Here is a 10325-nt window from a genome sequence, read left to right on the forward strand (position 1 = left end):
CGACGCCTTACAAGCCCGGACAAAGAAAGGGCGGGGATATCCCCGCCCTTTCCGTATCCGTCGCGCCGGCGCTGATCAGGTCAGCGCGATCGACTTGGTCTTGCGCTCGGCCAGACGCTTTTCCAGGTAGTGGATGTTCTGCCCACCAGCCTGGAAGCCCTTGTCGCGCATGATGCGCTGCTGCAGGGCCACGTTGGTCTTGATGCCGTCCACCACCATCTCGCTCAGCGCCACCCGCATGCGGGCCACGGCGGTCTCGCGGTCCGGGCCGTGCACGATCAGCTTGCCGATCATCGAATCGTAGTTCGACGGCACGCGGTACCCGGCGTAGATGTGGGTGTCCACGCGCACGCCCGGTCCACCCGGCGGGTGGAAGGCGGTGATCGCACCGGGGCTGGGCACGAAGGTTTCGGCATCTTCGGCATTGATGCGGCACTCGATGGCGTGGCCGGTGAGCACCACGTCGCTCTGCTTGATCGAGAGCTTCTGCCCGGCCGCGATCTTCAGCTGCTCGGCCACCAGGTCGATGCCGGTGACCATCTCGGTGACCGGATGCTCCACCTGGATGCGGGTGTTCATTTCGATGAAGTAGAAGCGGCCGTCTTCGTAGAGGAACTCGAAGGTGCCTGCGCCGCGGTAACCGATGCGGATGCACGCTTCCACGCACACCTTGCCGATCTCGTCGCGCTGCGCATCGCTGATGCCCGGTGCCGGGGCTTCTTCCACCACCTTCTGGTGGCGGCGCTGCATGGAACAGTCGCGTTCACCGAGGTGGATGGCATTGCCCTGGCCGTCGGCCAGCACCTGGATCTCCACATGGCGCGGGTTCTCCAGGAACTTCTCCATGTAGACCTCACCGTTGCCGAACGCCGCCTTGGCTTCGGCCTTGGTGGTCTCGATGGAGGTCTTCAGCGACGCTTCGGCGTGCACCACGCGCATGCCGCGGCCACCACCGCCGCCGGCGGCCTTGATGATGACCGGGTAGCCGATCTCGCGGGCGATCTTGGTGTTGGCGACGATGTCATCGCCCAGCGGACCACCCGAGCCCGGCACGCACGGCACACCGGCCGACTTCATCGCGCGGATCGCCTCGACCTTGTCGCCCATCATGCGGATGGTGTCGGCTTTCGGGCCGATGAAGATGAAGCCCGATTCCTCCACGCGTTCGGCGAAGTCCGCGTTCTCGGACAGGAAGCCGTAACCGGGGTGGATCGCCTGGGCGTCGGTCACTTCAGCGGCGGCAATCAGTGCCGGCACATTGAGGTAGCTCTGCGGTGACGGTGCCGGGCCGATGCAGACCGACTCGTCGGCCATGGCGACGTGCTTGAGGTTGCGGTCGACCGTGGAATGTACGGCCACCGTGCGGATGCCCAGGGTGTGACACGCGCGCAGGATGCGCAGCGCGATCTCCCCTCGGTTGGCAATGACGACTTTGTCGAGCATGGTGTGCCCCTCAGCCGATCACGAACAGCGGCTGGTCGAACTCCACCGGCGTGCCGTTCTCGCCGAGGATGGCGACGATGGTGCCCGACTTGTCGGCTTCAATCGGGTTGAACATCTTCATCGCTTCGATGATGGCCAGGGTCTCGCCTTCCTTGACCTGCTGGCCGACGGTGACGAAGGCCGGCTTGTCCGGCGCTGCCGAGGCGTAGAAGGTGCCGACCATCGGCGAGCGCAGCACGTGGCCCTCCGGCAGCGCCGGGCCCGGCTTGGCGGTGCCGCCGGTGGAAGCCTCGGTGGGCGACTGCATCGGCATCGCCGGAGCAGCGGCCGGCGCAGCGGCATACACCGGCGCAGCCGGGGCCGGGGCGTAGCCGGCGACCGGCGCGCGCGACAGACGCACCGACTCCTCACCTTCCTTGATCTCGATCTCGGCAAGGTTGGACTCTTCCAGCAGGTCGATCAGCTTCTTGATTTTGCGCAGATCCATGAGGGCCTCTTTGTTCTTTATCTGGGTGAGGGAGGGCGTATGCCCGTGTCGACGATCAGGTGGCGGACAACCGCAGCAGCGCCGCGTCCATCGCATAGCGGTAGCTGTCGGCGCCGAAGCCGCAGACCACGCCGACCGCCTTGTCACTGAAGTAGCTGTGCTGGCGGAACGGTTCGCGGGCGTGCGGGTTGGACAGGTGAATCTCGATGAACGGCAGGTCCACCGCCGCCAGCGCGTCGCGCAGCGCGACCGAGGTATGCGTGAACGCTGCCGGGTTGATCAGGATGAAAGCGGTTCCGTCCTCGCGTGCAGCCTGCACGCGGTCCACCAGCACGTGTTCGGCGTTGGACTGCAGGCTCTGCACCGCATGCCCGGCAGCGCTCGCCTGCGCCTGCAGCGCCCGGTCGATCTGTGCCAGGGTGGTGTGGCCATAGACCCCCGGCTCGCGCGTACCGAGCAGGTTGAGGTTGGGGCCGTGCAGGACCAGCAGTTTCGCCATGGGGACCAAGGGTACCGGAGAGGGCGGCAGTCTGGCGGAACCCGGAATTAATGTCCAGTTCGGCGAAGTTGCGAGCGTTTCAATCGTTTGTTTGAAACTGGCTTATTGTTGATCCCCCAAAGCCGGTACAGAAAGCGCGCACGCGCCTTTCGTAACGGAAAAAGCCAGAAACGGCAAAGTCGTTCAGAATCGGTTATGGTTGTGTTCATGGAGTTGAGGCCGCTTTCACGCTTCAACATGGATCGACCAAACGGGAAGGGTCACGCATGACGCCGCGTCTCGTTTCTTCCTCACTGCCGCTGCGCAGACCGCTCGCACTCATCGTCGCTGCTGCGTTGATCCTGGGCCCGTGTGGCTCGGGGGAGGCGAAAGAAGAAGAAAAAGAACCGCCGCCGAAGACGTTGGACACCGTCCAGGCGCTGGCTCCACTGATGGCCCAGGGCATCGGCTGGGGATGGTACTTCCGCCCGAATCTGGACATCCAGATCAGCCCGCTCGTCATCGGCGCGCTCACCGCACCCGAGCAGGAAACCGATGATCGGCAGGATCCCTGCGGCGGTGACCAGCCCGGCACGCAGTCGCAAGGCAACCCGGTCGTCCTCTATACCGGCAACAAGGTGGAAGTTGAGACCGACTTCACCACCGTGGGGGAGATGCCGCTCCAGCTGCAGCGCGTCTACAACCATCACTGGACAGCCGGCGGCCTGTTCGGTAACCACTGGCTGAGCAGCTTTGACTACTCGCTTGCCTTCTCGGACGGGGAACACGTGGCCTGGGCGCAGCGTCCCGACGGCCGACGCGTGAAGTTCCTGTTGGATACCGCGAGTGGGCGCTGGTACGAGGACCGGGCGCAGCCAGTCGCCTATATCTCTCGGCACGGCGACGGCAGCTTCACGCTGTTCAACGACGAGCGTGGGCAGGAGACGTACAGCGTCGAGGGCTACATCACCCAACGCCGCAACGAGCAGGGCGTGTATTGGAACTTCGCCTACGCTGGCAGATACCTGCAATCGGTAACCCACTCATCAGGCCGCAGCGTTCAGATGATCTGGAACGGGGACCAGCTGGTCCAGGTCGCCGATCCGGCTGGCACGCTTTATCACTACGGTTACACCGCCAATGCGTTTGGCAACGGGCGGGCCAGGCTTGCCAGCGCCCAGCTGCCCGGCGTGCCGGTGACGACCGTGCAATACCACTACGAAGATGCGCGCTTCGCCGGTGCGCTCACGGGCAAGTCGTTCAATGGCGTGCGGTATTCGACGTTCGCCTATGACGCGCTGCGGCGAGCCGTGAGCACCGAGCACAGCGGCGGTATCGAGCGTTTCTTGTTCGCCTATGACGTGGGCGCTACCGAGCTGGTTGCCGGTCCCCCGGCGCCACCGCGGCCAGTGGCGTATCGTTGACGCCTGAAGCAGTGGCTGTAGCGGCCAACGCAGCAAGAAGAAGTGCGGACTTCTGCAAAACTAAGGAGTTTCAGGAGGGGGTGCTGCACGCCTGTCTTGTGATGGGCTTATGTAGTAAGGAGAAGCCAGATCAGTGGCCTAGCGACATCGAACGCATGCAGCGTGTCATAGAGGGCTCAATTCGCGAAGCAAACCAACGAGGCACAACAATTTACAGGGGGCCTCCGACGCCATGAGTCATGCAGATCCGTATCGTATCGCGCGCGAATCGATACGTAAGGGGCACGCACACGAGTTGCTGGAGCTATCAAGCGAGCTTGTACGCTCAGAAAATTCTGCCTTGCACCCCTCGGGGTACTTGATGAGGGGGATGGCGTACGAGATCGGCAGTGAGGAGCTGGACGTCGATCTTGAGCGTGCTGCCGCGAGCTATCGAAAGGCTGTCAGCCTGGCGCCGGACACGATTACGTACCTGTTTCTCGCCAGGGCGTTGATGAAAATGGGCGGCGATCAACGTCTTGGGGCGCTGCGATACATCCAGGAAGCAGAGGCGATTCGTATGGAGCCTGAGGTAAGTCTCGCTTACGCCAGGTACTACGAGTGCGCCAGGCAGGACTACAGAATGGCGCGTCGTCATTACAGGGATGCAGCACTCGCTGGGCGTTTTCCGGGATTCTTCGGGTATGCTGCGATGTCCCGAAAGCTGAAGCAGCCAGGAAGAGCGTTGGCCGTGGACGCACTCAGGATTCTGCTCGGGCCGGTTTTGTTTCTACTCTTGGGGACGCGAGCCAGCAAGGGTCTTTGAGTCTGAAGGTTGGCTGGGGTCGGATATCGTGAGCTTGCTTTTGCCGCCTTGGTATGGGACGAAAATGGCAGTCAGTTCGCCGCCCGAGCGGAGCAGTTGCACTCGAATGCACTTTATTCATTGGGTTAACCATTCGTAATGGATAGCTCGATCAGCTGGGGGAAATGCGAGTGCTGACTTACGTTACGTGGGACACGTTATGGGCACTCTCCGTCGGTGCGGGCGTGGTGAGCCTGGTCGCTAGAACCTATCTGGTTCTGGAGCTTCGAAGAGACAGAAAGGACCTGTGGACGGAGTACGGGTCACCGTGGCCACTCGAACGCGATCATCTGGCGCGCCGCTATCCTTTCCGAGGGTGGAAGCATGTCTTCACGGTTTCAGGGACGAGTAGAAGGTTGGCTCTGCTCGCCTTCGCCGTTTCCTTGCCGGCTTTCTTTGGCCTTTTCGCCGTTCTTCTGGTTTTCTCATTGGCCCGTGCTCTTTGAGGCAGCGACCGTGCAGGCGATGGAGTCGCCGAGCGATGGCCGCAGGTCCCGCTGGCCGAGCTGCGCCTGCACCGTGAAGCGCACACCTGGCTGGGCTACGCTCATCGCAATGGCTCGCCCGACCCCGCTGCAGGCTGGCTCCAGGTCTGCGTACCGTTTTCGTCGTAAAGGCGCAGCTCGGGTTGGCCCTGATAGGTCGTGAGCATGGCGGCCGCGCCGTTCTGGTGGATCACAAACAGCGAGGCACCTGCATCCTTGTTGGCAACGACCTTGAAGACCTCTTGGCCGGTAGCGGCGGCATCGAGGGTCAACACGGCTTCGTCGCCGGCATCGACGGTAAGGTAGCCGCCGCGCTCGTTGCCATCGGGGCCGTTGAGCACCACGCCGGATGCGGGGGCTGCGCGTGGGCCGCGCTCGCCCAGCACCATCGGGTCCTGCACGGGGGCGCCGATCTCCACACGGGTTACCCCCGCCGCATCCTTGACCCGCAGACCGCGCACTTCCAGTACGCGGTCTGGCGCGTCTGCGCGATGAAGCTGGACCAGCGCGGTCAGTGAGAGGGCGATGGCGGTGAGTGACAGCAGGGTGCTGGGCAGATGTCCTTTCATGGTGTTCTCCGTGAGTGGTGCAAAGCGAGCAGGGTAGCAGTGCTGTTCGATGCGGTGCGCGGGAGGGCCGCGCGCGGGGCGGTCAGCCGAGGCAGCGTCGGTCACAGGGCGTGGACAGCCGGTGGCGTATCTGGAGGCATCGCGATCGGGAGCGTTGTGGTGATGAGCGATCTGTTCGAGCTGGGCATGCCGTGGTTCGAGTTCGTACTGCGTGCGGTGGCGGTCTACTTCGTGGTGCTGCTGCTGACACGGTTGAGTGGCAAGCGATCCTTCGGGCAGACCACGCCCTTCGATGTGCTGGTCATCGTGCTACTGGGTACAGCGGTGCAGAACTCGTTGATCGGCGAGGACACCTCGCTGCTCGGTGGGCTGATCCTGGCGGCCACGCTGCTTGCCTTGAACTGGCTGGTTGGATTCTTCTCCGCACGCAGCCACCGCGTGCATGCCTGGGCCGAAGGCACGCCGGTCATTCTGGTGCGCGACGGCGAGGTGTTCTGGAAGCAGTTGCGCCGCTGCAATGTCGCGCCGGAGGATCTGGACGTGGCGATGCGGCATTCAGGCTGCGAGGGCCATCCGGATATCGCGCTGGCCATTCTGGAAACCTCCGGCGAGATCAGCATCCAGAAGCGGGAGCGGTGAGGCGACTGCTTTCGTATCAAGGTTGACTGACGTTATCCGCATCGCCACTTCTGCCGTGACCGCCGTGGACCAGCGGCACAGCAGCGTTTACGGCCCCGGCTGTGCGCCTGCTTTTGACGGTGCTGATCACTTCCCGTAACGTCGGCGACGTCGTCCTCAGTGGCGACCGGGTTTAGCAGCCCGAGCCCGAGCGCAGCAGCGTTCACCGACCGATATCCGACACCTTGGTGGCGGATGTGGAGCAGCACGCTGCCGCGTATCGCCCGCCGCCCCGGTTTCGGTCGGCGGTGTTTCCGGCTGCACTCCAGGAGCTACCCCATGCACCCAGCGTCGGCTTCGCCGAGCCCGTTCGTCTCCATTCCCCTCGATTAGAGGGCTCACCGCGCCCTTGACCGCTGTGCCCAGGTGGGTGCGGCGCTGCGCGCGCTGGCCGGTCTGTTGGCTGCCACCGAAGAGTTCAGTTCGGTCGCCCGCGATGGTCTGGCAATGCTGCTTGCCTTGCTCGCCGAGCCCGTGCCGGGGTATGCCATGCGCGCCGATGAGCTGGCGGCTGCGCGCAGCGCGGTTACCGACCTGATCGGTGGACGGCAGGAACTGGATGAGCCGATTCGCGCGACACTGCATGCGCTGGTTTCGGTGCTCGCGCAGATCAATGCCGAAGCCGTAATGGCGCTGTCGGCCGCACTGGCCGCAGTGGACCGGGCCTCGTGTGGAATGATGTCGCCGATGCCGCCGGTGGACTAGCAGCGGCATAGCGACCGCGCCGTGCCGCACGCGTCCACGCGCGCGCGACGCCGGCCTTGCGATGCTGGGCCCATGGCTGCTTCCGGACCTCCACCGCGCGCATCGGCGCGTACCTCGTTTGCCTGGCGGTTGCGCCGATGGGCGGTGCGCCTGCTGGTGCTGGCCGCGCTTGGCGTTGGCGCGGCCACGCTGTGGCAGAGCGAATGGGCCCAGGCGCCGCGCACCCTGTGGGAGCTGGTACGGATGCCACCACCCACCGCGCTGCCGGTGCCGGTGGAGGGTGTCCGCGCACGCCAGGTGGCCGACACGTTCGGCGCGCCGCGCGGCCGTGATCGTCGCCATGAGGGTGTGGACATCTTCGCCTCGCGCGGTACCCCGGTGCGCAGCGCCACGCTCGGTGTGGTGGCCGACATCCGCGAGAGCGGGCTCGGCGGGCGCCAGGTGTGGGTCCTGGGGCCGGCGCGCGAGCGCTATTACTACGCCCATCTGGACGGCTGGCGCGAGGGCCTGGAACGTGGCGAGGTGGTGCAGCCCGGCACGGTGTTGGGCTATGTGGGTGACACAGGCAACGCCAAGGGCACGCCGCCGCATCTGCACTGGGGCATCTACGGTGCCGATGGCGCCTACGATCCGCTGCCGCTGCTGCGGGCCTGGCAGGCGCCGTGAGGGCGGCTGGCCGCGCCTGAATCGCTGCAGAGGGCGTGACGGACATGGCGTGCACGGGGAATGCGGGTTGCCCTGTGTAAGTGCCGGTCGCGATGCAACGTGACGGGTCCAGCCGCAATGCGGGGCTGATGGCTGAGTTATCTCCAAGGGGGTGTCAGCGTGCGTCCGACCCCCCTGCAGGTAGCACGTCATGTCGCATCCCCGGATTTCCTTCACCCGCTGCGTTCCGTGGCTGGTCACTGCAACCCTGTGCTGCGCCTCGGCCCAGGCGGCTGAGAACGGCTTGTCCGGCGACTGGGGCGGCAAACGCCGCGCGTTGCAGGACAGCGGCGTCGAGTTCAACCTGGGCTATACCTCCGAAGATGTGCGCGTGCTGCGCGGCGGTGAGCGCCGGGCCAGCGCGCACGCGGGCCAGTTGGCGCTGGGCACGCGGCTGGACCTGGAAAAACTGTGGGGCTGGGACCGCACCGAAGCGCAGGTGATGCTCACCCATCGCGACGGTCGTGATGTCGGGGGGCGGGCCGGGCTGGGCCTTTTGTCGCAGAGCGCGGAGGTGTACGGCCGCGGCAACATCAGCCGACTGACCCGTCTGTGGCTGCGCCACGAAAGCGCCGATGGCCGTTGGGATATCAAGGCCGGCCGTGTGGGTGTGGGCGAGGATTTCGCCTCGCTGGACTGCACGGCGATGTACCTGGGCCTGTGCGGTGGCCAGCCTGGTTCGTTTGTCGGTGATTACTGGTACAACTGGCCGATCAGCCAGTGGGGCGGCCGTCTGCAGTATCGCCCTGACCCGCAGGTGTATGTGCGCGCGGGTGTTTACCAGCTCAACCCGCGTTACGCCGACACCCGTGGGGGGGGCTTCCGGTTTGCACCGTCGGGCACGCAGGGTACGCTCACGCCGGTCGAGCTGGGCTGGGAGCCGATGCTCGGCGGCCGGCAGGGGCGCTATTCGGTGGGGGGCTGGTACAGCAGCGCGCCGCGGGCCGACGCAGTGCAGCCGGTCGACGCCGCAGGTGACCTTGGGCCGATGATGCGCAGTGGCAGTTATGGCGGCTGGTTCCATGCGGGGCAGAAGCTCAGCGGCGGCGCCAACGATGACGAACAGGGCCTGCGGGCGCAATTGGCCTATGCGCAGGGCGACGCGCGCACCAGCCGCATCAACCGCATGCTGTACGGCCTGCTGACCTGGAACGGCCCGTTGGCCGCACGGCCGCAGGACCAGCTGGGGGCGGGCATGGCGCTGACCTGGCTCAACCCGCGCGTGTCACGGCAGCTGGCCGCGCCGGGTATCGATGTCCGTCCCGAACAGGCGCTGGAGGTGTTCTACGGCGTGAGCGTGATACCCGGACTGCGCCTGCAGCCAACATTGCAGTACATCCGTCACCCCGGTGGGCTGGGCGACCAGAAGGCGGCGGGTGTGATCGGGTTGAAAACCCAGCTCGATTTCTGAGCCACAGCCTGAATTCAAGCGGAACAGCGACGATCCCGAGGGTGACGACTGTTGGTCGTCACCGCGGCGCAAAGCCCCGCTCCACGCAGGTGTTGGACATCCTTCAAAGGCTCTGTGGGTCCTGGAATCCGCGTGACGTTTTAAGTCCTGTCCGATATGTCGGAGAAGCTGTCGCAATCAACATGATCACGTCCGGCGATGACCGGTTCAACGCCCTCCACTTACAGGAAACGTGACCATGAACGCTGTTTACAAGCTCATCTACAACATCGCGACCGGCACCTGGAGCGTGGCGCATGAACTGGCTGCCTGCCGCGGCAGAACGGGCCGTAAGCGACTCGCTGTTGCGGTGGCTGTCGCCTTGACCCTGCCGGTTGGTGTTGCACTGGCCGCTGACGCGCCCCAGAAGTGCCCCACGGGCAAAGCTCTCTCGGACGACGGCCTTGGCTGTGTCAGTCGCGTAGATGCGACCGTGCCAGGCCCCAGCATGGGTACGTTCGCACCCAGCGTATCCCTGGGAGACGGCGCTACTGCAGGCGGTCTCCGGGACATCGCGATCGGCAGTAACGCCAAGTCCAACAGTGGTTGCGCACCTGGCACTTCACCCTCTGATTACTCGATCGCCATGGGAGCCTCCTCCTCGGTCACGCGGGTGGTTCAATCGCGATCGGCGGAAGTGCGGTTGTCAGTGGTGCAGCAGACACGCGTTGCGCTGCAGTAGCAATTGGTAATGCGAGCTCCGTTACCTCGATTGGCGGTGTAGCCATCGGCTATGGTGCATCCAGCAAGCACACCAACAGTGTTGCCTTGGGCATCAACTCTGAAACTGACCAGGACGACACCGTCTCGACCGGCAGCGCCACCACCAAACGTAAGCTCGTCAACATGGCCGCCGGTGACCTGAGCGCAACCAGCACCGAGGCTGTCAACGGCTCGCAGCTTTTCGCCCTGCAGAACAGTGTAATCACCGGCAGCATCGGCCTGGTGCAGCAGGACGCCACCAGCGGTGCGATCACCGTGGGTGGAGACAAGGCCGGCACCTCGGTCAGCTTCGCTGGCGTTGATGCAGCTGGTGCGGCGATCAACCGCACGCTGA

Annotated in this window: 11 protein-coding genes and 1 pseudogene; 8 read left to right on the forward strand and 4 right to left on the reverse strand. The window is 64.8% G+C overall.

Going from position 1 to position 10325, the window contains the following annotated elements; all coding sequences use genetic code 11:
* Positions 1 to 75 precede the first annotated feature (75 nt).
* The 3 genes from accC to aroQ are packed head-to-tail and all read right to left on the reverse strand — an operon-like array spanning position 76 to position 2429.
* A complete protein-coding gene (gene accC / locus RZA67_RS01940) occupies positions 76 to 1443 on the reverse strand; it encodes an acetyl-CoA carboxylase biotin carboxylase subunit (protein ID WP_317210838.1) in 1368 nt (455 codons plus the stop codon).
* Between the two features lie 10 nt (positions 1444 to 1453).
* Complete coding sequence (accB, locus tag RZA67_RS01945) at positions 1454 to 1930, reverse strand: acetyl-CoA carboxylase biotin carboxyl carrier protein (protein ID WP_317210839.1); 477 nt, start codon at positions 1928 to 1930, stop codon at positions 1454 to 1456.
* Positions 1931 to 1985: 55 nt separating this feature from the next.
* Positions 1986 to 2429 (reverse strand): type II 3-dehydroquinate dehydratase, encoded by a 444-nt coding sequence (gene aroQ, locus RZA67_RS01950; RefSeq protein ID WP_317210840.1) that lies wholly within the window; start codon positions 2427 to 2429, stop codon positions 1986 to 1988.
* Positions 2430 to 2695: 266 nt separating this feature from the next.
* On the opposite strand from aroQ, the gene RZA67_RS01955 reads away from it, so the two are divergent.
* Positions 2696 to 3832 (forward strand): DUF6531 domain-containing protein, encoded by a 1137-nt coding sequence (locus RZA67_RS01955; RefSeq protein ID WP_317210841.1) that lies wholly within the window; start codon positions 2696 to 2698, stop codon positions 3830 to 3832.
* A gap of 370 nt (positions 3833 to 4202) precedes the next feature.
* A complete protein-coding gene (locus RZA67_RS01960; protein ID WP_317210842.1) occupies positions 4203 to 4637 on the forward strand; it encodes a hypothetical protein in 435 nt (144 codons plus the stop codon).
* Between the two features lie 586 nt (positions 4638 to 5223).
* On the opposite strand, the gene RZA67_RS01965 is transcribed toward RZA67_RS01960, so the two are convergent.
* Positions 5224 to 5730 (reverse strand): hypothetical protein, encoded by a 507-nt coding sequence (locus tag RZA67_RS01965; protein WP_317210843.1) that lies wholly within the window; start codon positions 5728 to 5730, stop codon positions 5224 to 5226.
* Between the two features lie 162 nt (positions 5731 to 5892).
* Between RZA67_RS01965 and RZA67_RS01970 the strand changes: the two genes are divergently transcribed.
* The 6 genes and pseudogenes from RZA67_RS01970 to RZA67_RS01995 form a co-directional block, all read left to right on the forward strand.
* A complete protein-coding gene (locus RZA67_RS01970; RefSeq protein ID WP_317210844.1) occupies positions 5893 to 6369 on the forward strand; it encodes a YetF domain-containing protein in 477 nt (158 codons plus the stop codon).
* A gap of 405 nt (positions 6370 to 6774) precedes the next feature.
* Positions 6775 to 7113 carry a hypothetical protein gene (locus RZA67_RS01975; protein WP_317210845.1) on the forward strand — a complete coding sequence of 113 codons (339 nt, stop codon included), beginning with the start codon at positions 6775 to 6777 and terminating at the stop codon, positions 7111 to 7113.
* Between the two features lie 72 nt (positions 7114 to 7185).
* Positions 7186 to 7779, forward strand: coding sequence for a M23 family metallopeptidase (locus tag RZA67_RS01980; RefSeq protein ID WP_317210846.1), 594 nt, complete (start codon positions 7186 to 7188; stop codon positions 7777 to 7779).
* Positions 7780 to 7969: 190 nt separating this feature from the next.
* Positions 7970 to 9229 carry a carbohydrate porin gene (locus tag RZA67_RS01985; RefSeq protein WP_317210847.1) on the forward strand — a complete coding sequence of 420 codons (1260 nt, stop codon included), beginning with the start codon at positions 7970 to 7972 and terminating at the stop codon, positions 9227 to 9229.
* A gap of 238 nt (positions 9230 to 9467) precedes the next feature.
* Positions 9468 to 9950 carry an ESPR domain-containing protein gene (locus tag RZA67_RS01990; protein ID WP_317210848.1) on the forward strand — a complete coding sequence of 161 codons (483 nt, stop codon included), beginning with the start codon at positions 9468 to 9470 and terminating at the stop codon, positions 9948 to 9950.
* An 86-nt stretch (positions 9951 to 10036) separates the two neighbouring features.
* Positions 10037 to 10325 (forward strand): annotated as a pseudogene (locus RZA67_RS01995) (hypothetical protein); the annotation flags it as partial.

It is taken from the genome of Stenotrophomonas sp. C3(2023) (genome assembly GCF_032911385.1).
Lineage (GTDB): Bacteria > Pseudomonadota > Gammaproteobacteria > Xanthomonadales > Xanthomonadaceae > Stenotrophomonas.

Coding starts and splice junctions, on each gene's coding strand:
- RZA67_RS01985 (WP_317210847.1), top strand. CDS start 7,970: ATGTCGCATCCCCGGATTTCCTTCACCCGCTGCGTTCCGTGGCTGGTC.
- accC (WP_317210838.1), bottom strand. CDS start 1,443: ATGCTCGACAAAGTCGTCATTGCCAACCGAGGGGAGATCGCGCTGCGC.
- RZA67_RS01965 (WP_317210843.1), bottom strand. CDS start 5,730: ATGAAAGGACATCTGCCCAGCACCCTGCTGTCACTCACCGCCATCGCC.
- aroQ (WP_317210840.1), bottom strand. CDS start 2,429: ATGGCGAAACTGCTGGTCCTGCACGGCCCCAACCTCAACCTGCTCGGT.
- RZA67_RS01960 (WP_317210842.1), top strand. CDS start 4,203: ATGGCGTACGAGATCGGCAGTGAGGAGCTGGACGTCGATCTTGAGCGT.
- RZA67_RS01955 (WP_317210841.1), top strand. CDS start 2,696: ATGACGCCGCGTCTCGTTTCTTCCTCACTGCCGCTGCGCAGACCGCTC.
- RZA67_RS01990 (WP_317210848.1), top strand. CDS start 9,468: ATGAACGCTGTTTACAAGCTCATCTACAACATCGCGACCGGCACCTGG.
- RZA67_RS01970 (WP_317210844.1), top strand. CDS start 5,893: ATGAGCGATCTGTTCGAGCTGGGCATGCCGTGGTTCGAGTTCGTACTG.
- RZA67_RS01980 (WP_317210846.1), top strand. CDS start 7,186: ATGGCTGCTTCCGGACCTCCACCGCGCGCATCGGCGCGTACCTCGTTT.
- accB (WP_317210839.1), bottom strand. CDS start 1,930: ATGGATCTGCGCAAAATCAAGAAGCTGATCGACCTGCTGGAAGAGTCC.